The organism is Rhodococcus sp. 21391 (assembly GCF_016772255.1).
Classification (GTDB): domain Bacteria; phylum Actinomycetota; class Actinomycetes; order Mycobacteriales; family Mycobacteriaceae; genus Rhodococcus_F; species Rhodococcus_F opacus.
Map to the genome: position 1 here is coordinate 670,502 of NZ_CP063781.1, position 19,078 is coordinate 689,579.

General features: G+C 63.5%; 24 protein-coding genes and 1 tRNA gene. 9 read left to right on the plus strand and 16 right to left on the minus strand.

All coding sequences use genetic code 11. The features are described 5' to 3' along the window. Positions 1–13: 13 nt before the first annotated feature. Positions 14–940 (minus strand): DNA-3-methyladenine glycosylase family protein, encoded by a 927-nt coding sequence (locus GO592_RS03135; protein ID WP_039950816.1) that lies wholly within the window; start codon positions 938–940, stop codon positions 14–16. A gap of 72 nt (positions 941–1,012) precedes the next feature. Between GO592_RS03135 and GO592_RS03140 the strand changes: the two genes are divergently transcribed. Next, positions 1,013–1,540 (plus strand): ribonuclease H family protein, encoded by a 528-nt coding sequence (locus GO592_RS03140; protein WP_007296496.1) that lies wholly within the window; start codon positions 1,013–1,015, stop codon positions 1,538–1,540. A 61-nt stretch (positions 1,541–1,601) separates the two neighbouring features. Then, complete coding sequence (locus tag GO592_RS03145; protein ID WP_007296495.1) at positions 1,602–2,477, plus strand: amidohydrolase family protein; 876 nt, start codon at positions 1,602–1,604, stop codon at positions 2,475–2,477. A gap of 42 nt (positions 2,478–2,519) precedes the next feature. On the opposite strand, the gene GO592_RS03150 is transcribed toward GO592_RS03145, so the two are convergent. Then, positions 2,520–2,963, minus strand: a complete 444-nt coding sequence (locus GO592_RS03150; RefSeq protein WP_005573590.1) for a VOC family protein — start codon at positions 2,961–2,963, stop codon at positions 2,520–2,522. Between the two features lie 683 nt (positions 2,964–3,646). On the opposite strand from GO592_RS03150, the gene GO592_RS03155 reads away from it, so the two are divergent. Further along, on the plus strand, positions 3,647–4,663 hold the full coding sequence (locus GO592_RS03155) for a tyrosine-type recombinase/integrase (protein ID WP_237720373.1): 1,017 nt from the start codon (positions 3,647–3,649) through the stop codon (positions 4,661–4,663). A 25-nt stretch (positions 4,664–4,688) separates the two neighbouring features. Here GO592_RS03155 and GO592_RS03160 read toward each other — a convergent pair whose 3' ends face one another. From GO592_RS03160 to GO592_RS03190, 7 genes are all read right to left on the minus strand, one after another. Continuing rightward, positions 4,689–5,210 (minus strand): hypothetical protein, encoded by a 522-nt coding sequence (locus GO592_RS03160; protein WP_007296493.1) that lies wholly within the window; start codon positions 5,208–5,210, stop codon positions 4,689–4,691. 15 nt (positions 5,211–5,225) lie between these two features. Next, the gene (locus GO592_RS03165; RefSeq protein WP_157234203.1) at positions 5,226–5,564 is read right to left on the minus strand and encodes a hypothetical protein; all 339 of its coding nucleotides are present in this window, start codon (positions 5,562–5,564) and stop codon (positions 5,226–5,228) included. 1 nt (position 5,565) lies between these two features. Beyond that, positions 5,566–5,853 carry a hypothetical protein gene (locus tag GO592_RS03170; RefSeq protein WP_007296491.1) on the minus strand — a complete coding sequence of 96 codons (288 nt, stop codon included), beginning with the start codon at positions 5,851–5,853 and terminating at the stop codon, positions 5,566–5,568. Positions 5,854–7,001: 1,148 nt separating this feature from the next. Next, the gene (locus tag GO592_RS03175; protein ID WP_007296489.1) at positions 7,002–7,346 is read right to left on the minus strand and encodes a hypothetical protein; all 345 of its coding nucleotides are present in this window, start codon (positions 7,344–7,346) and stop codon (positions 7,002–7,004) included. Beyond that, positions 7,343–7,534, minus strand: a complete 192-nt coding sequence (locus GO592_RS03180; RefSeq protein WP_007296488.1) for a helix-turn-helix domain-containing protein — start codon at positions 7,532–7,534, stop codon at positions 7,343–7,345. The genes GO592_RS03175 and GO592_RS03180 overlap by 4 nt, the downstream gene beginning before the upstream one ends. Beyond that, positions 7,531–7,731, minus strand: a complete 201-nt coding sequence (locus GO592_RS03185) for a hypothetical protein (RefSeq protein ID WP_007296487.1) — start codon at positions 7,729–7,731, stop codon at positions 7,531–7,533. The genes GO592_RS03180 and GO592_RS03185 overlap by 4 nt, the downstream gene beginning before the upstream one ends. Beyond that, positions 7,724–7,897, minus strand: coding sequence for a helix-turn-helix domain-containing protein (locus GO592_RS03190; protein ID WP_007296486.1), 174 nt, complete (start codon positions 7,895–7,897; stop codon positions 7,724–7,726). Before GO592_RS03190 ends, GO592_RS03185 begins: the two co-directional genes overlap by 8 nt. 452 nt (positions 7,898–8,349) lie before the next feature. Between GO592_RS03190 and GO592_RS03195 the strand changes: the two genes are divergently transcribed. Further along, a complete protein-coding gene (locus tag GO592_RS03195) occupies positions 8,350–9,186 on the plus strand; it encodes a phage major capsid protein (RefSeq protein WP_039950791.1) in 837 nt (278 codons plus the stop codon). Then, positions 9,183–9,494: a hypothetical protein gene (locus tag GO592_RS03200; protein WP_007296484.1), complete on the plus strand. Its 312-nt coding sequence runs from the start codon at positions 9,183–9,185 to the stop codon at positions 9,492–9,494. Before GO592_RS03195 ends, GO592_RS03200 begins: the two co-directional genes overlap by 4 nt. A 170-nt stretch (positions 9,495–9,664) precedes the next feature. Here GO592_RS03200 and GO592_RS03205 read toward each other — a convergent pair whose 3' ends face one another. Continuing rightward, positions 9,665–9,916, minus strand: a complete 252-nt coding sequence (locus GO592_RS03205) for a hypothetical protein (RefSeq protein WP_157234202.1) — start codon at positions 9,914–9,916, stop codon at positions 9,665–9,667. A gap of 271 nt (positions 9,917–10,187) precedes the next feature. Here GO592_RS03205 and GO592_RS03210 point away from each other — a divergent pair, with 271 nt between their 5' ends. Then, positions 10,188–10,616, plus strand: a complete 429-nt coding sequence (locus GO592_RS03210) for a hypothetical protein (protein ID WP_050998585.1) — start codon at positions 10,188–10,190, stop codon at positions 10,614–10,616. Between the two features lie 312 nt (positions 10,617–10,928). Here the strand turns inward: GO592_RS03210 and GO592_RS03215 are convergent, their stop codons facing one another. The 5 genes from GO592_RS03215 to GO592_RS03235 all read right to left on the minus strand — a co-directional run bounded on the left by GO592_RS03215 (position 10,929) and on the right by GO592_RS03235 (position 15,421). Next, positions 10,929–11,336, minus strand: a complete 408-nt coding sequence (locus GO592_RS03215) for a hypothetical protein (protein ID WP_157234201.1) — start codon at positions 11,334–11,336, stop codon at positions 10,929–10,931. 35 nt (positions 11,337–11,371) lie between these two features. Beyond that, positions 11,372–12,490 (minus strand): hypothetical protein, encoded by a 1,119-nt coding sequence (locus GO592_RS03220; RefSeq protein ID WP_007296479.1) that lies wholly within the window; start codon positions 12,488–12,490, stop codon positions 11,372–11,374. Between the two features lie 69 nt (positions 12,491–12,559). Continuing rightward, on the minus strand, positions 12,560–13,867 hold the full coding sequence (locus GO592_RS03225; RefSeq protein WP_011599256.1) for an IS256-like element ISRjo4 family transposase: 1,308 nt from the start codon (positions 13,865–13,867) through the stop codon (positions 12,560–12,562). A gap of 923 nt (positions 13,868–14,790) precedes the next feature. Further along, positions 14,791–15,054, minus strand: coding sequence for a hypothetical protein (locus tag GO592_RS03230; protein WP_007296478.1), 264 nt, complete (start codon positions 15,052–15,054; stop codon positions 14,791–14,793). 294 nt (positions 15,055–15,348) lie between these two features. Continuing rightward, a tRNA-Arg gene (locus GO592_RS03235) sits at positions 15,349–15,421 on the minus strand. 71 nt (positions 15,422–15,492) lie between these two features. On the opposite strand from GO592_RS03235, the gene GO592_RS03240 reads away from it, so the two are divergent. After that, complete coding sequence (locus tag GO592_RS03240; protein WP_007296477.1) at positions 15,493–16,263, plus strand: dienelactone hydrolase family protein; 771 nt, start codon at positions 15,493–15,495, stop codon at positions 16,261–16,263. Here GO592_RS03240 and GO592_RS03245 read toward each other — a convergent pair whose 3' ends face one another. Beyond that, a complete protein-coding gene (locus GO592_RS03245; protein ID WP_005254226.1) occupies positions 16,264–16,521 on the minus strand; it encodes a hypothetical protein in 258 nt (85 codons plus the stop codon). A gap of 176 nt (positions 16,522–16,697) precedes the next feature. Here GO592_RS03245 and cycA point away from each other — a divergent pair, with 176 nt between their 5' ends. Next, positions 16,698–18,176 carry a D-serine/D-alanine/glycine transporter gene (gene cycA / locus GO592_RS03250; protein WP_007296476.1) on the plus strand — a complete coding sequence of 493 codons (1,479 nt, stop codon included), beginning with the start codon at positions 16,698–16,700 and terminating at the stop codon, positions 18,174–18,176. Positions 18,177–18,289: 113 nt separating this feature from the next. Next, positions 18,290–19,078, plus strand: a complete 789-nt coding sequence (locus GO592_RS03255) for a M23 family metallopeptidase (RefSeq protein WP_007296475.1) — start codon at positions 18,290–18,292, stop codon at positions 19,076–19,078.

Here is a 19,078-nt window from a genome sequence, read left to right on the forward strand (position 1 = left end):
CGCGAATGCCGGGTCAGTGCCAGGTGTGGTCGACGAGCGCCGTGCGGGGCCCGAACTTGGGTTTGACGGCCTGTCCGCTCACCTCCAGCAGTCGCACGGCGCGATGGCGGTGCGGCTGAAGCGGGGCCAGGTACTCCACCATCTCGGCGTCGTCGAGGGGCTTGCCGAGCAGCGACCACCCCACCATCGCGGCCAGGTGATAATCGCCGACCGACAGGGCGTCGGGGTCGCCGAGCGCACGCTGCGACACCTCGGCCGCCGTCCAGATCCCGACGCCGGAAATGGACATCAGCCGGCGATTCGCTTCTTCGCGAGGGAGGTCGACGATCTTCTCGAGCCGGTCGGCGACCTGCGCGCAGCGGACGATCGTCCGGGACCGGCTGGGGTCGACGTTGGCCCGGTGGAATTCCCAGGACGGAACTCGCCGCCACACGTCCGCGGTCGGGGGCAGCCGCATCCCGTCCGGAGCGGGTCCGGGAGCGGGCCCACCGAACTTCCACACTAGGCGTCGCCACGACGCGAACGCGGCGATGCCGTGCACACGTTGCTCGAGGATCGCGGGGACGAGGGCCTCCATCACCCGGTCGGTGCGGCCGAGGCGCAGCTGCGGGAATCGGCGGTGGGCCTCGACGAGGATCGGATGGTCGGGGGCGAAGTCCGCGCAGTCGTCGTGGTCGCCGACGAGGCGGCCCAGTCCGGCGGACAACTCGTGGGCGCCCGCACCCCACGCCTGACAGCGCACCGAGTGGCGGTCGATCTGGGTGATGCGATAGGTGACCGGGCCCGACTTCTGCACCGACGTCCGCCAGATCGAGCCGTCGGCCGTCCGGCGGTGGCAGGGGTCGCCCTTGCCGCGTTGTAGAGGCTGCAACGACATGGCGACGTCCAGGGGGCGCCGCGCGGTCACGGTGGTCTCGACCACCTCCAGCGAAACCGTCATCGAATGCAGCGTATCCACTCCGAACGCGACCGCCACCGGCGGATGTCGGAGCGCGCACGTAAAGTCCCAGCCATGATCATCGTGAGTACCGACGGATCCTGCCTCCGCAACCCCGGTGGGGCGATCGGCTGGGCATGGGTCAATCACGAGGGTCCCAGCCAATCGGGTGGCGAACCCTCCGGGACAAATCAGATCGCCGAGCTGCGGGCTCTGCTCGAAGCGATCACCGCGCATCCCGGGGAAGATCCGCTGCTGATCGAGTCCGATTCCCAGTACGCCATCAAGTGCGCGTCGGAGTGGCTGCTCGGGTGGAAGCGCAAGGGCTGGAAGACGGCGGGTGGCGCTCCCGTCAAGAACCTCACGTTGGTGCAGTCCATCGACCGCGCCATCAGCGAACGCCCCGGGCCCGTGCGTTTCCGCTGGGTTCGTGGCCACGTCGGCAACCACTACAACGAGATGGCCGACGTCCTCGCCGGCGAGGCGGCTCGTGCCGTCGCCTCCGGTGCGCTCGCACCGGCGCCGGTCCCTGCCCCCGCGCCTGCACCGGCAGCAGTCGCGCAATCCACCCCCGAGGCGGAGGACGCGTTCACGCTGTTCTGAGGCGGCCCCCGTTCTGACCTGCCGGGGTTCTGAGTCCGGCACTGCGTCGAGGAGAAGACTGTTGTCCGAGGATCTGAGGGTGCAGGAGTTCTGGCGTGCGCTGGGGCTGCCCGGCATCATCGACGTCCACACCCACTTCATGCCCGCGAACGTGATGGAGAAGGTGTGGGGTTACTTCGACGCAGTCGGTCCCCTCACCGGACGTGAGTGGCCCATCCACTACCGGCACGAAGAGGATGTCCGCGTCGAACACCTCCGTGGGTTCGGTGTCAGGCGGTTCACGTCGATGATCTACCCGCACAAGCCGGAGATGGCCGCGTGGCTGAACCAGTGGTCGGTCGAATTCGCCGAACAGACCCCCGACTGTCTGCGGACGTCCACGTTCTTCCCGGAGGAGTCCGCGGCCACGTATGTCGCGGAGGCGGTCGAATCGGGCACGCGCGTCTTCAAGTCCCACATCCAGGTGGGCGACTATTCGCCGAACGATCCGCTCCTCGACGCCGTGTGGGGTGTGCTGCAGGAGTCGGGTGTCCCGGTGGTCATCCATTGCGGGTCGGGGCCGGCGCCCGGCACCTACACGGGCCCCGGCCCGATCGCCGAGTTGCTGTCGCGGTACCCGAGGCTGCACCTGATCATCGCCCACATGGGTCTGCCGGAGTACCGGGAATTCCTGGACCTGGCCGACCAGTACGGCAACGTGTATCTCGACACCACGATGACGTTCACGGACTACACCGAAGCGGCCTCACCGTTTCCACGCGACCAGGTGCACCGGCTGGCGGATCTGCAGGAACGCATCGTGTTCGGCAGCGACTTCCCCAACATCCCGTATCCCTACCTCGACGCACTCGAGGGACTCACCCGATTCGACCTCGGCGAGCCGTGGCTGCGAGCGGTGTGCCACGACAATGCGGCGCGGCTCTTCGCGATCGACTGACGACCCGGTGTGACGCCGCGTCGATCCGGTTCCGTGTCACCGTCATTCGCCGTCCGGCCAGTCACCGCTGCTCTCGCCCGGGCGTAGGGTGCCGAACGTCCACTCGAAGCCCTCGAGGTCGAGGACCCGGCAGCGATAGTTGCCCCATTGGGTGTTCGCGGGTTCCCAGACCGAGGTGGCACCGGCCTCGACGGCGGTGGCGTAGACCTCGTCGACTTCGCTGTCGGTGCCGACGCTGAGATACGTGCCGTGCCCGACGGTCTCGCCCCGGAGCGCCGGCCGGTCGTAGTTGCCGTCGTCGCTGAAGACCATGATGGCGGCGTCGCCTCGGCGCAATTCGGAATGCATGATCCCGCCGTTGTCGTCCGGGAACTCGAGGGTGGTCTCGAACCCGAACGCGCGCTCGAGCCAGCGCAGAGCGGCCGGGGCGTCACGGTAGGCGAAGTAGGAGTGCAGGGCTGCCGGGCGGTTCTCGGTAGTGGTCATGGGGCGACGATACGAACGATCGAGGTCAGCCACGGTCCGCAATATCCGTATCCCCGGAATGTCGGCGCGGGCGCGGACCCCGCTGACCGAGCTACCGTGCGCTAGAAAGGATTCCACCAGTTGATGAACGCGATATAGAGATTGGTCGGGAAGAAGAACTCCCAATCCAAACCCATGTACGGCAGGTCGGGCAGTATGCCGATCATGATCCCGTCCCGTTGTTCGTCAGGGCGGCCAACAGGTGCAGCAGGTTGGCAATCAGCGGCGGGAAGATATCGATGTCCACCCAGTTCATGAGACTCTCCTCGGGTCGTCCCGACCTGCCTGGCGTATCGCCTGCGGCGTGACCTGCGTTACCTCGTCCAAGATGCGGGAGCGGGCGCAGTGAGGACTACCGCGGTCAGAAAGTGCCCTCGGCAGGATTCGAACCTGCCCTACTGCCGATATGGATTTGTTCAGCTACCAGGAGAAACAGCCTTGATTGCCTGGTAGTTGGGGACTCTATCGGGTGTCACGTTAGGGCACAAGTGGACACGCCGGTACTCTTGTGGGGCACGCTAGGTGCACGCGAGAAGGGGCGGAATATGGCTGGTCGGCGCGGCTGGGGTAAGAACCGCAAGCTTCCCTCAGGGCGGTGGCAGGCTAGCTACGTCGCTCCTGACGGGGTCCGGTACACCGCACCTATGACGTTCGCCGCAAAGCTCGATGCCGAAGGATGGCTGGCCTCCGAGCGCAGGAAAGTAGACCTCGGAACCTGGACGCCACCCGGTGAGCGTGCCGATGAGGGTTTGACCCTCGCGCATTACGCTGAACGTTGGTTCGCGGAGACCAAGGGCAGGCATAAGCCGCGCACCCGCGACCTGAATCGTGGGTACCTCGATCGGGTGATCCTGCCTGAGCTGGGTCCGGTGCCGATCGACAAGCTGACAGTGCAGATGGTTCGCGCCTGGTTCGCTGGCCTCGACGCCTACCCGACGCGCAACGCCAACGCCTACTCGTTGTTGCGGACCATTCTCAATCAAGCCCTTGACGACGAACTGATTCCTGCGAACCCCTGCCGCGTGAAGCGCGCAGCCGTCAAGAACAGGGTCGTGGAGCCGATCGCGCTGACGGCATCGGAGATCAGGGCGTTTTCTGATGCAATGGGGATCGAACGGTGGAAGACGTTGATCCTGGTTGCCGGATTCTCGGGCCTGAGGTGGGGCGAACTGGCTGCGCTCAGGCGTTCCGATATCACCCTGACGGACGTGGAGTGTTCGGTGACCGTCTCCCGAGCCGCCGTGCGCCGGGCGGGGGAGTTCGTGATCGGAGCCCCGAAGTCAAAGGCTGCGTTGCGCACGGTTCCCCTGCCGACTGGGCTACGTCCGATCATTCGTGCCCACCTCGATACCTTCGCGCAAGCCGGGCGATCAGGTTTGGTGTTTCCGTCCGAGACCGGGAATGTGCCCCACGAGAACACGGTTAGGCCTCACTACAAACGAGCGGCTGCGAAGATCGGTCACCCGACTCTGCGCTTCCATGATCTACGGCACTCTGCGGCAACCCTGTTTGCGCAGGCTGGTGCGACGTTGGCGGATCACATGACTCTGATGGGGCACACGAGTTCTGCAATGAGTGCGCGCTATACGCACTCCACAGCAGCACGTAACAGGTCGCTAGTCGAAGCGCTGTGGGTAGACGACGAAAAGCCCCCGTCGTAATGACGAGGGCTTGGCCGTTGGCGGTCTAGCTGCGCCTGAGTGCCGCGTGCCAACTGTGCGAGGACGAGCCTCCGCCACCGTAGCGCGGTGCGCCCTGGCCGAAGTCGCGATATCGCGGGCCGCTGGGGATGCGAGCATTCGCGGAAAGCCCTGGACGGGATTCCAGCAGCTCCGCGATTTTCGTGGCGACAGCTTCGGTGTTCACCTCTCCGTTTTCGTCCAGGAGGTCGGCAAGCTCGACACCCCCAACGTCGAACAGGTCTCCGGCCTGGGCCAGCTCCCCAGCCAGCCGTTCCACCTCGGCGCGTTGGAAAGCCTCCACCTTGGCCGTGAGCGCATCCCGTTCCGCTTCGGTGTCTCGGAGCTGTCGACGGTAGCGGGCAGCTTCGGCGTTGCCGTTTTTGCCGGCCGATTCGTCGGCGTTCCCGGTGGCGGATTCTGAGCCGTTTTCCGTCGCGGGGGTAGTCAGGGTATCGGCGTTCAGCTCTGCGCCGTCCTGGAGTGCCTGACGGGGGTCGGAATCGGCGGTCGTGGTCTGAGTAGTCATGTCTGCTCGCGGTTTCTATGCTTTGGGATCGGTCGGGGTCTGTTCGGCCAGCGCGGGCCAGCTCAAGTTGCGAAGAGTCGCAGTGACGTAAGTGACTTTCGTCAACATCGTCGCACTGTGACGCGGATCGGATTCCGGATAGTCCATCGGGACAGTGACCCGGAGATGCCGCAGCAGGGCAATCTCTTCGGGTGTGGTCTCTCGCACCCTGTCACGCTGGCAAAAGTCATTGTATATCGTTGCATCCCACGCATTCTGCATCTCTTTGGGTAGCCGTTTGAAGGTGAGCCAGCCGCGTTGGTCGAGCGGTCCAGCCCATCCACTCACTCCGGGAATCGTTGTCGTGTCGGCCATGTCACGCGTTCCCAAGCTCGGTGAGCGTCTGCGAACGCGTGTGGTCGACAACAGCCTCGTAGGTTCCCGTATTGACGAGAACGGACGCCAGCAAAGCCAGCGCTTCACAGAACAGCTCGGCATCGGAGACGTTCGGCGTGAGGATGAGGGAGTCGAAGTCGCTGTTGCGGCCCTCGACGTGCGCCTCAAGCAACGCCAGCACTTCGAGCCGAGCAGTCAGAGTGGACTCGCGGGCTAGGGCTTCGGCGCGCGCCGCCAGGTCGGGATGAGGTTCGATGGGTTCGGTCATTTTGCAAACTCCTGTAACTAGATTTCTGAAGGCCTGAAACCCCGCGCTGGGGCGTCAGGCCAGGGATGGTGTGATCGGCTGGGCCAGCCCCCGTACGGGCCCCGCAATCGATGACGACGGGGAAGGGGTCACTCCGCAAACTGCAAGTAAGTCGCCGCGCAGAGCGAGTAACAGCGGGGGCAAGGACAGCCGCCACGGTGATAAGTCGGCAGGCCATCGGGGCCAACCGGCAACGGCTTGTTGACTTCCAACGCCGCTGCATCGCGAAGATGCTCAAGCCGACGACCGGGGCGAAGGTCGGCGATGTACATACATGCGCACGGAAACAGGCCGCACGCGTCGCACGCCTGGCTAGGCACTCTTCCCCCACTCCGTAAACACGGAGTCTGCTGATTCGTCATCACTCACAGCGAGTAGATCTTTTGCCTGTCCTGGCCTGTCCTGTCTCTGTCCTGTCCTATCCTGCAATGTCATGCGTGACATCCGCGTGACGTCACGCGTGCCATCCGGTTGGACGTCGGCGTCGAGGCGATCCGGTGGGGCATCGACGTTGGCGCGACACTTCTCCCGGACGCGCTGTTTCCGCTTACGTTCACGGTCGTTGAATCGCTTACGCTCGGCAGCTTCCAAGTCCGCGACCGTTGTCTGTTCTAACTCAAACTTGTCGATAGCCCAGCCCTCGCCCGACCGAATCCAAAGGCCAGACGTCTCGATGCCGACCTCGGCCCCGCGCGTGAAACAGGGAATTAGGGGAAGGTCATCAGGGAACAGATTCCCCTCGGTCCGGTTGGAAACGCTCCAGACCAGGGACATGATGTATGAGCGGAAATCACTGTCACTGAGCCGATTCAGTCGACGGTCCATGAGATACCGCTCTGGGATTCGTGCGTCAGTCACCGAACTGCACCAGCTCGGTAGATTCGTGTAATCTGTCCATGGCGAATTGCTTTCCGAACACCCTCGGGCCGTCACCCGGGGGTGTTCTTTGTTGTATTTGAGTACTGCTAGTGAGCCGAGTCGCGAGTCCACGCGACGTCCGGAAGTGGTGCCTAGGTGGCGATTTGTGGGATCGCACAACGGGTATTCCGAGTCATCTCGCGTTTCCGCAGGTCGTCCGTGCGCCGGCACCAACCGCGGTTTGTGCGACCTCACGGTTTCGGGCTGATCTGATACCCGTCCGAGCTTTCGCTGATCTGACCAGCATCGACCAGCGCGGCCAGGGCCGGGGCGATGCAGTGGGGGAGGATTCCGAAGTGCTCAGCCAGGTCACGCCCCGAGGCGGACCCGACCTGCTCGATTCGGTCGAGAATGGCGGATAAGTAGCCAAAGCTGTATCCGCGCCGCCGTGTCCCGATGAGGTGGCCCGTTTGCTCCAGCTCCCGAAGTGTGTGGCGCGCCACGTGGTGCCCCACTCCGAGCTGGGTCGCAACGTAGTTCTCGAGCACATACGGACGCCGCGTAGCAAGCTGGATGATCTGGTCGTGCAGGGTCACGCGGCAGTTCGCCCCATCGGCGTAGCGACCGAGTCGAACAGGGCATCCAGGTCGATCCGGATTACGCGTCCGCCGATTCTGTATGAAGAGATCTTCCCCTCCGCGATCATCCGTCGAATCGTTCGGGTCGAGACCTTGAGATACTCGGCTGCCTCTTCGATCGTTGACAGTTCCTCCGGGCGCTTCACGAGGCCGCCTCCCCCTGCGAGAGCTGGTATTCCCGCAGGCTGAGCAGGTCGAGCCAGTAGTCACAGCCGCCCTGGTAGCCCTTGATCTTCCCGGCAATGAAGAGGCGAATCAGCTCCGTGCGTCGGATTCCGGTGTGCTCAGCAATGACGCGTGCCGATCCATAATTGTCGGTCGGCCCATAGTGGTTGTCAGTCACGATTCCCGCCGATCAGCTTCGGCTCGAAAAATTCATCGACGGAATCGAGGTCGACGTAGATTCGACCGCCAATTGTGTAGGCCGTGACCTTATTCTTAGCTATCCAGTAGTAGCAGGTTCTCTTGGTAACTTGCTGCATCTCGGCCAGCTCTTGAACGGTGACCATGCGTGCGAGGTTCAATTTGCTTCTCCAGTGAGGTGTTGCGGTCTGTTGCTACAAGAATGCGCCCGCGTTCGCTGAATGCAAGCTGTTTCGCTGAGGGTTCGCCCGGGCCAGGGAACCGCCAGGTGAGCAGTATGTTTCAAGGTTCTCGACGCCAACCAGCGGAAACTCATCGCCTGTCAGTCGAATGTTTGTCGGGGGTGTGCTCGAGAATTACCACATTGAAGTGATCCAGAGCACTTGGGGCGCTGAGTATTTACCACAGCATTTTCGGGAGACAAGCCAGGAGAGTTAATCATCTGGAATTTTTCGCAGAGTCCGGGAGAATCTTCTTAGAAGGTATTGGACGGCCCAGGTTGGCCCCAACCTTCACCGACTCGCCCTTGTAGGGAAACGCAAGATAGCCAGGTTGCTTTTGCGTCGTCAATCACGCAAAAACAATTCTGGAGTTCCCCATGGCAATGAATACCGTCAACAGCAGTGCAATTCTCACGCAGGCTCAGGTAGACGAACTTCTCGTCCAGCCAGTCCTAGCCGAATCCGTCGCCGCACAAGTAGCAAAGGTCATCCAGACCAGCGCCTCCGCGCTCCGCCTTCCCGTCGTCACCGCCGATCCCACCGCCGCGTGGACTGCCGAAGGTGCCGAGATCGCTGTCACTGACGCAGACCTTGATGAGATCAACGTCGCATTCCATGCACTCAAGGGCCTCACCGTCGTCTCTAACGAACTGATCGCGGATTCCAGCCCGGAGGCTTCGCAGATCGTCGGAGAGGGCCTGGCACGCGACATCGCGAAGAAGCTCGACGCGGCGTTCTTCGGAACCACAGTCACCAACGGTCCGTCCGGACTCGGCTCGGTCTCCGGAGTGCAGTCGGTCGATGCTGGCGACACCTGGACGAACCTCGATGCTTTCCACGAAGCGATCAGCAAGGCCGAGACCGTGGGCGCTACCGTCTCCGCGTTCGTGACGACTCCCGCTGTCGCGCTGGCACTGGCGAAGATCAAGACGGGAACGGGTAGCAACGCGCCCCTGTTGGGCCAGGACCCCACCAGCCCGACCAAGCGGACCATTGCCGGTGTCCCGCTGTTCGTGTCGCCCGCCGTTGCCGCTGACACGGTGTGGAGCCTGCCGCTTCAGCGCACCGTTCTGGGACTCCGTAAGGACGTGGAAGTGGTGACCGATACCTCGGCGTTCTTCACCTCCGACCGCACCGCAGTGCGAGCCGTCATGCGCGCTGGCATCGGCTTCCCCCACGCCGCCGCAATCGTGAAGGTGGCGACCACCCCGTGATCAGTAGGGCACGAGCAGTACCCGCCGATGAGGCCGTAGCCGTCACCGTCAGCGCTGGATACCTGATCTACTCGCAGGAACTCGGCCGACAGGTCGGGGGCGGCGAGACCGTTCTCATCCACCCCGGCAATGTCGAGAGCTGGACGCGGAACGGGTGGGTGACGCACCCTGACGCGGTGACGCAGCCTGACGCGGTGACGCGGCCTGACGCGGTGACGCGGCCTGACGCGGTGACGCAGCCTGACGAGACCAGCGCGGCAACGTCCGCAACCACCGGGAAGCCCCGACGACGGACGCGCACGAAATAGAAACTTGGACCACTGCCCGATGCCAGGGCGGGATGTGTGAACAGCAGCCCTGGCAACTCGCACACCACATCGGGCAGTGGTCCTGTGTCAGTGGAAGTGATGGGCCACTACACGACGATGCCCGCCGGGTACTTACCTCTCCCCGGCGGGCATCGTCATCGGTACGGGGACTAGAACCGACCATCCAACTGCATGCACCAGATGTCGTCGGCCAAGTTCTGCGCGTCTTCCATCTCCTGTTTGAACTTCTCGTACAGCTCCTTTGCGCCGTTCCGCTCGGCGTCCTCCATCAGCTCCTTGTACTCGGCAGCTCTCGTCTCCGCCCGATCAATCGACGCATGGGCCGACTTCTCGCGGATCTTCCTGAACCGCTCGTCCTCGCGTTTGGCGTGGCTCCTTGCGGCGTTGCCCCAGATTCCCATGTCGTCTCCATGCCGTGAGTGCTGGATGTCGGTGCCCTCGACCGACAGCCACAACGTAGATCCGTGAACCACTGTGCCGCAACATATCTCGTAAGTTACCAGCGGGTAGCGGCAGGTCGGTGCCTATCCGCTGGTCGCGCATGGTGGTGGTCGCCACCGAACAGCGCCGGCCGCGACCACCACGGGCGTAACGCCGCAGGTCAGAGGGGGTGGGGGCCTACCTGCTCGCCCCAGTTATCTCCGTTGCGCAGCACTCACTGGATCGCGGTGCGTGACCCTGAATTTCCCCATAGAGCCAACCCGAAAGAAGGTCGATATGGCTTCTACCAGCAAGTATCCTGAACGGTTCGGCTCATCGGGGCGCGAGTTGTGGGGGGAAATCGACTCAAAATTCTCCCTGAATGTGCCCGAAAAGCTCGTTTTGAAGCAAGCTTGTCGAGCCGCTGATCGCTTGGACGAGATTCAGGCGGAGATGAACGGGCAGTCGCTCGTTGTCCAGGGCAAGGTGCAGCCGGTCGCGAATCCGCTGATGGTCGAGTTTCGTCTACAGGCGCAACTGCTCACCAAACTCATTGCTTCACTGCGCATTCCTGATGTAGCACCGGAACAGCCGGTGAGCCGCCCACAACGTCGGGGTGGTGCTCGCGGCACCTACGCTACGAATCCGGCCGCTCTCGCTGTGGTGCGTGACGCCCAGTGATCCCGAAAGCCCCCGAGCCAGCGACAGTGACCCCGACTGCCAGCGACGACGTGCCTGCTGAGCTGGCGGACGGGCCAAACATCCGGGTATGGGCGGACCCCGAGTTGCTGCGCCGCATCGACGCCATGGGCAGTACCCACCCCGACCGCGCGGAGCTGAAGGGGACAGTGATGATTTCGGCACGGCAGAACTGGGCGAGGGCAATCGTCTGCTGGGCGGATGACGTGGGATTGTCACCGTTCCAGGCCCGAAGGATGGTCCCTAGCCGAATGCCCTTCTGGCCGTGAGGGCAAGGGAATCTGGCATGTGAGACTATTCACGGACTTTTTTCTTGAGTGCAGCACCGCCACCGATAATTCCCATGAGGCCGAAGACGCTGCCGGGCGCTGCCAAGATCCAAAACCAGCCGCCGTATGAGAATGCCGGGGCAAACAGCGCCACGGCTACAGCTATGCAGAACACACCCGCACCAATGCCGCTCTGATCCCGTCGAGCCCCGGATTCGTACTCGCAAAGTGTCGTGATCCGCGTAGCGATATGGTCCTTCAGCGATCGAAACTCCCGACTGTCGGAGTCGAGCTTTTCGAGCAGCTCCTGGTCGGCTCGAATGTTAGTCCGCACGTCCCGACGTGCCTGCCGATGTGACAGGTAGTTGAGCAGTAGTCCGCTTATGGCGGCGATACCTGCAACCATTACGGGCACCCAGATAGACACATCCATGCTGTGCACTCTAGAGGGATGGACGGCCAACGAACCTAAGGTTCTTGTCTGTTCAGCCACTCCCTGGCATCCTCGAGTCGTAGCTGTCCCGTACGTTCCCGGAGCATCTCACGCACGAGCTTTCCTGAGACTGCTCCTGCCGCTACCGCGTCTTGCAAGACAAAGAGCGCCGCAGTGTCAAACGCGAGGCAGAGGCTCTCGCTCAGCGGGCCAAGCTCATCCGGCCGGAAGATGTCGCCCCGTGTGGCCGGGTCCCGCTCGATAAGGCGGTTGACGATAAGCCACTGGCGAGGAATAAAGTTTGGTTTTTCCTCGAACACGTACTTGGTGACGTTTCTACCAAGGATCTGAAACTTGGACGCCTTAGCGCCTTTGGAGACACCGGTCGCGTCCGCAAGTACGAGCCAGTCGTCATAGCCATCTTCGGTGATTCGGTAGTCTTCGCGTCGTTCCCGGTCCGGCCAGACCTCATCCATGTCTCGCACCGTGTAACCGAGCGCTAACAGAGCTTGGAGAACCGCGTTCTGTAGTTCGTCGTCCTGACCAGTTAGCAGTACGCGAGCGCCTTTAGATGCGTTGGTCTGTGCGATGTCGAAGTCGGTACGCAATCGGGCGAGCTCGGCGTCGTGTGCTTGTTGAAGCGGTGCAAACCGTGCTACCTCATCCTGGATTCGCGCCTGTATCGCCCGTTCAATGTGCGTCATCCAGTCAGGCGAATTCTGCCACTTGGGAACGCCCGGGAATCGTTCCGGGAATATCTCGTGCCAGTCGTGCAGTGCAAGTGTCCACCAAGGTTCGAGATCGTCCACGTCATGGGGAATGAACCAAACCGAGCCCTGGTTCGGCCTAACGTAGCTACCAGCGATGACCAGCTCGTTTGGTCCACGCAGGAAGGTGTTCACGCGAAATTCAGAATCACCTCGAACGTTGAATGGGTACACACCGAACTGAGCCGGGCGGTTTTCGACAGTGGGGACTAGTTGAGTCTTAACGAGAGATGTCAGAAGCTCGGACGATTGCGCGTCGCCGGGGTAGGCGTGATGTCCCGCAACTCTGTCCTTGAAATCTAGGCGCGTGATGTCGCTGGACCCGTCTTCGGCTTCAATGAAATCTGTGATGTCGGACCACCCCGAGAACTCCTCGGGCGTAACCACTAAGAGTACGCATAGATGCTCTGCAACAAGGCGGCGGAGATATTGTCAATACCTGTGGATGAGGGAGTTTCAGGCAACCTCCGCTCCGGTGCTTGCGGGCTCGACCGCCCCGGCGTTGGGGCTGATGGCGGTGGGTCGCTCAAGTAGCTTGCCCGTGTGGAACACCGCGCCGGCACGAACGAGCGCGACCAGATGTGGTGCGTTGACCGCCCGCCAGCGAGCCTGGGCGGCGTCGATCAGCTTGTAGGCCATGGCAAGTCCCGCCGCACGGGACCCGGGACCCTTGGTGACCTTGGTCCGGAGTCGCACTGTGGCGAAAGTGGATTCGATGGGATTTGTCGTGCGTAGATGCACCCAGTGCTCAGCCGGATACTTGTAGAACTCGAGCAGCACATCCATGTCGTCGGTGATCTTCTTCACCGCCTTCGGATACTTCGCGCCGTAGTCGAGTTCGAAGGCCTTGATCGCCACTTGCGCTTTGTCGATGTCCTCGGCGTTGTAAATTTCCTTCATCGCCGCGAGCGCACCCGGATGCGCCGACTTCGGCAGCGCAGCAAGAACGTTGGCCTGCTTATGGAACCAGCATCGCTGCTCCCGGGTTTCCGGGAACACCTCCCGCAACGCCCGCCAGAACCCCAGCGCGCCGTCACCGACCGCCAGAACTGGGGCGGTCATGCCGCGGCGTCGGCAGCTGCGCAACAGGTCAGCCCACGACTCGGTGGACTCGCGGTACCCGTCGGTGAGGGCGACGAGCTCCTTGCGTCCGTCCGCACGGACACCGATCATCACCAGCAGGCACAGTTTTTCCTGCTCAAGCCTCACCTTGAGGTGGATGCCGTCGACCCACAGATAGACGAAGTCGGTGCCCGAGAGGTCCCGATCCTGGAAGGCCTTGGCCTCGTCCTGCCACTGGGATGTCAACCGGGTGATCGAGGCCGCCGACAGTCCGGCACCGGATCCGAGGAACTGCTCGAGCGCCGGCCCGAAGTCGCTGGTGGAGAGCCCGTGCAGGTACAGCAGCGGCAGCACCTCGTTCATCTGCGGGGACTTACGTACCCAGGCCGGCAGGATCGCGGACGAAAACCGCTGTCGCTCGCCGGTGTCCGGGTCGACGCGCTTATCGTTCACTCTGGGAACCTTCACGGTGACCGCGCCCGCGGCGGTCAGCACATCGCGTTCGTGATGGTAGCCGTTGCGGACCACCAGGCGGCGACCGTTCTCGTCGACCTGATCAGCGAACTGCTCGATATAGGCGGCCACCTCCGCCTGCAGCGCGGCCGCCAGCATCTGCCGCGCACCATCGCGGACGATCTCGTCGAGCATCGACCGCCCGACGTCGTCGTTGGAGCGGTCGTCGTCGTGTACTACCGTGAGCACGGGCGTACCTTCCCGCCAGCGTTGGCGCGCTGGTCTTGATCAGATTCCTGTGAACTTCGTAGATCATCTTCCGGGAAGGTACGCCCTCCCGGGATCCACAGGTTCTGAGCATTCCTCAAGGCGGCGATATGGTTCCCCATAGGTGGCGGACGATGCAACTCGCCTACTGGCGATATGTTGGGTGGTAATAAGGGCATCCCACTCAGCGGGATCGACCTCAGACATGTCGTCAATTGATCGGTATGTCCCTGGCAGGCTTGATAGGAAGTCGAGCCGTTCAGATGTGGCATCATCGGTCCATACCAGGACACGGGGTGAGTCCCGCTGGTTCAGAGGGCGCGTCAGCGTCATGGGGTTAATGTACGGCCTATGTCCGGTGGGACTCTGGCATGTGTCCCGCGCGGTCGCGTTATGACCTAGCGGCCGCCATCAATGCGACCGCTAGCTCCTCCGCGGCTTCCGACGTAAGGTCGAACAGTTCATTGACACCTGCGCCATAGCTGACCGTCACGAGTGGTACGCCCTCGATAACGCTGGTGGAAACCTCGATCATGTCTCCGATGGCCGAACCTACGAACATTCCACTCTCCTGGTTGTGTGCTGTGTAGGTCTACAGATTTCCAAACGGACACCCAAGGGTGACGGGGTCTGATCCCCGTCCCCACAGCTGCCCGGTAGCCATGCCCCGATATACCGTCTCGGCCAACACCTCTAGCCGACCGCCCGTGGGGACGTGTCGGCTTGCTGGACCTGTTCGACGGCGTGCACTCCATTCGATCAGGTGCCCCGTGCCGTTCACGGGGACTAGGGATGGATAACGGATGCGGTCGGTTTACGTCGGACTCGCACAGATAGCGACGAGTGGGTGACGTGGTGGCCTGCGGTTACCGGATTGGCCCGAGTGCCGCCATCACCCCGAGGGGCTACTCGGTGGCGGCGTGAGCTGCCTCAACGACGGCTTCCGGGACGCACGCACAGAGATAGCCGGTGGCACGGGCTTGTTCGTCATCGGTGAGTCCTCGCCACGCATCAAGGGCGCGGTCGGCGGGGGATGCGTGATCGGGGCAGGCGAAGAGCTGCCCGCGCGGGCCGTATCCGATGAAGTACGACTTGGGAATCGTGCGGAGGTCGGTCCCGCACTTGACGCAAGCCCAGCCGTCGAGCTGAGCGTCAGTAAAGGTGCTCATGCGGCACCCCAGCCGAGGTCCACGGCCAGCTTCAGGAGGCCGAGAGTTCCGGCGTAGAAGCCAATGCAGATTGCGGATGCGGCGGCATAGTCACGCACGCTGGGCAATTTTTCGGCGCAAGTAGATACACTGCGAGTACGGTTCATGACGGGTCGATTCCGTTGTGTCCGAGGCCCTAGCGGAGTGTTGGAAGCACTCGCTGGGGCCGTTCTGTTTTCGGAGCAGGGAAGACAACGAAGGTGCACGGTTAGTGCACGCAGGGGGACAATCGAAAGAAACCCGCAGGTCAGAAAGTGCCCTCGGCAGGATTCGAACCTGCGACCTACCCTTTAGGAGAGGGTTGCTCTATCCCCTGAGCTACGAAGGCGCGGTGCACGCGCGGGGCGCACACCGAGGTGAGTGTAGCGGGAATGGTGGTGCGCTCGCGATGGGGAGGGCATGGTTGTCGCAGATGTTCTGGAAGTGACGACGGAACGGGAGACGCACATGTCCGAGATCGACTTGACCGACCTCGCTGCGCGGCACGACGGTTCGCTGAACCTGCACGGTTATCTGGCGCGGCCGTCCGGTGAGGGTCCGTGGCCGGGTGTGGTGATGGTGCACGAGGCGTTCGGCTTGGACGATGTGATGCGTCGGCAGGCGGACCGGCTGGCGTCGGCGGGGTTCCTGACTCTGGCGCCGGATTTGTTCAGTGCGGGCGGGGCGCGACGCTGCCTGGTGTCGACGATGCGGGCGATGCTGTCGGGGAAGGGCCGGGCGTACGGCGACATCGAGGCTGCCCGTCAGTGGTTGTCCGGCTCGTCGGACTGCACGGGGAAGATTGGGGTCATCGGGTTCTGCATGGGCGGCGGGTTCGCCCTGATGACCCTGCGCACGGGTTTCGATGCGGCGGCCCCGAACTACGGGGTCCTGCCGCGCGACCTCGAGGGGGCGGTGGCGGGTGCGTGCCCGGTGGTCGCCAGTTACGGCGGGAAGGACTTCGCGCTGCGGAACGCGGCGGCCAAGTTGGAGGCGGCGCTGACGAAGGCCGGCGTGGCTCACGATGTGAAGGAGTACCCCACTGCCGGTCATACGTTCTTGAACGACGAACTGGCCGGACCGAAGGTGCTGCGTCCCCTGGCGAAGGTCACGGGGATGGTGCCCGACCCGGAAGCCGCCGCCGACGCGTGGCGGAGGATCGACGGTTTCTTCGGGGAGCACCTGGGTTGATCAGTGGATGTATTGGCGGGCGCTCGAGGTGGCGTGCCGGTAGTCGAGTCCGCACGCCCGGACGACCTGCCCGAGACTGAGGTAGCCCTCGACGCTCGTGGCCTTCGCGAATTTGCCGTCGGCCCGCACCGTGACCGTGACGCTGGACGCGACCGAATCGACCCGGGCGAGTTCGTACTCGTCGACGCCGTCGGCGGCCTGAGCCACGCAGGTGATTGCGCCCTGGGCGTACGCGATCTCGATCAGGTCCTCGATCATGTGCAGGCTCCTCGCCTCGAAGTAACGAACTGAGGTTAGCCTTAGCTGCTCGGCTTCTGTCAAGTCCCTCGATGCGGAATGCCGTCCTCGGCCGTGGTCCGCAAGTGGTCCCGGCGTAACGTGACCCACGCTTTCGGACGGTGACAGCAAGGACTGAGAAGGGTTGCAGGTGTTCCATGGCTGACCGCACTTCCTCGACGGGCTCGATCGGATCGGAACCAGGTGATGGCTCAGGGACGGGGCCGGCCGGCGAGCCGCATCTCTCCAGGCAGCTCGCCAACCGGCACATCCAGCTGATCGCGATCGGCGGAGCAATCGGCACGGGCCTCTTCATGGGGTCCGGGAAGACGATCTCGCTGGCCGGACCGTCGGTGATCTTCGTCTACATGATCATCGGTTTCATGCTGTTCTTCGTGATGCGGGCGATGGGTGAGCTGCTTCTCTCCAACCTGCATTACAAGTCGTTCTCCGACTTCACCGCCGACCTGCTCGGCCCCTGGGCCGGGTTCTTCACGGGGTGGACGTACTGGTTCTGCTGGATCGTCACCGGCATCGCCGACATCGTCGCGATCTCCGGTTACGTGCAGTACTGGTGGCCCGACCTCCAGCTGTGGATCCCGGCACTGATCGCCATCGCGGCGCTGCTGCTGCTGAACCTGCCGACCGTGCGGGCGTTCGGTGAGACCGAGTTCTGGTTCGCGCTGATCAAGATCATCGCCATCGTCAGCCTCATCGTCGTCGGGCTCGTGATGGTGTTCACGCACTTCACGTCGCCCAACGGATCCGAGGCCGGCTTCGACAACCTGTGGAACGACGGCGGCATGTTCCCGACCGGGGCGATGGGCTTCGTGGCCGGATTCCAGATCGCGGTCTTCGCGTTCGTCGGTATCGAGCTCGTCGGCACCACGGCGGCCGAGGCGAAGGACCCGGAGAAGAACCTGCCGAAGGCCATCAACTCGATCCCGATCCGCATCCTGCTGTTCTATGTGGTCTCGCTGATCGTGATCATCTCGGTCACGCCGTGGCGTGAGGTCGTCCCCGGCGAGAGCCCGTTCACGGCGATGTTCACCCTCGCCGGTCTGGGAATCGCGGCCGGGGTCATCCAGTTCGTGGTGCTGACGTCCGCGGCGTCCTCGGCGAACTCGGGCATCTATTCGACCTCGCGGATGGTCTACGGCCTCGCGCAGGAGGGGGACGCGCCGGCCCGGCTCGGCCGGCTCTCCTCCCGCAAGGTCCCGGCCAATGCGCTGATGTTCTCGTGCGCCTTCCTGCTGTCGGCGATCGCACTGCTGTTCTCCGGCGACTCCGTCATCGAGGCGTTCACAACTGTGACGACAATCTCATCGGTGCTGTTCATGTTCGTGTGGACGATGATCCTGGCGAGCTACATCGTGTACCGGAAGCGTCGACCCGAACTGCACGAGGCCTCGAAGTTCAAGATGCCCGGCGGTGTGGTGATGTGCTGGGTCGTCCTGGCGTTCTTCGTGTTTCTCATCTGGGCGTTGACCCAGGAGGCGGACACCCTCGAGGCGCTCCTCGTCACCCCGGTATGGTTCGTCGTGCTCGGGATCGCGTGGGCGGTGATCCGCCGGCGTGGCCCGCACCGCGCCCGCTACGCCGCATTCAAGGCCGAGCTCGAGGAGCGCCGTACATAAACGTTCGGTAACGGTGGCGCGGACCTATACCGTTTTGTTACATTCGTCGCCAGACAGAGGAGCCCACCCCGGATGGGGAGAGCTGCAATCCGACGACTGACGAGGTATTTACTGTGGGTTCCCACCACCGGGCGAACGGGTCTTCCATTCGCTTCGAGATCGATCCGGACGCGGCGCGCGGACGCCATCGGAACCAGCAGACCGGAGCGGGTGTGGGCATCAAGGCCGCGACTGTTGCGGCCGCCACCGGAGCCATCGTGGTCGGTGCAGCCCAGTTGGGCGCCGGAAACGCCGCTGCCGCCCCCGTCGACTCCCACGAGACGAGCGGCGCGCAGACCCTGCCGGGGCTGCCGTTCGAGATCCCGGCCGGTGTCCTCCCCGCCGGCTTCGAACTGCCCGCAGACCTCGGTGCCGCCGCCCAGAACCTCGGCGGCCCGGACCTCGGCGCTCAGGCGCAGCAGTGGCTGTCCAACGTCAACCCGGTCAAGCCGCACGCGGTCCAGCCGGTGTCGGGCAAGCTGACCTCCAACTTCGGTTCCCGCTGGGGAGCGCACCACGGCGGGATCGACATCGCGGCGCCCATCGGCACCTCGGTGCTCGCGGCGGCCGACGGCCAGGTCATCGATGCCGGCGCGGCGTCCGGTTTCGGACTGTGGGTGCGTCTGCTGCACGACGACGGAACCGTCACCGTCTACGGACACGTCAACGACTACACCGTGAGCGTGGGGCAGCGCGTCACCGCCGGGCAGGAAATCGCCCACGTCGGCAACCGCGGCCAGTCCACCGGACCGCACCTGCACTTCGAGGTACACGACGCAAACGGAAACAAAATCGATCCGGGGCGCTGGCTGCAGGATCGCGGCGTGTCCGTCACCTGGGGCGACGCAGGCGCCAACGCGTAA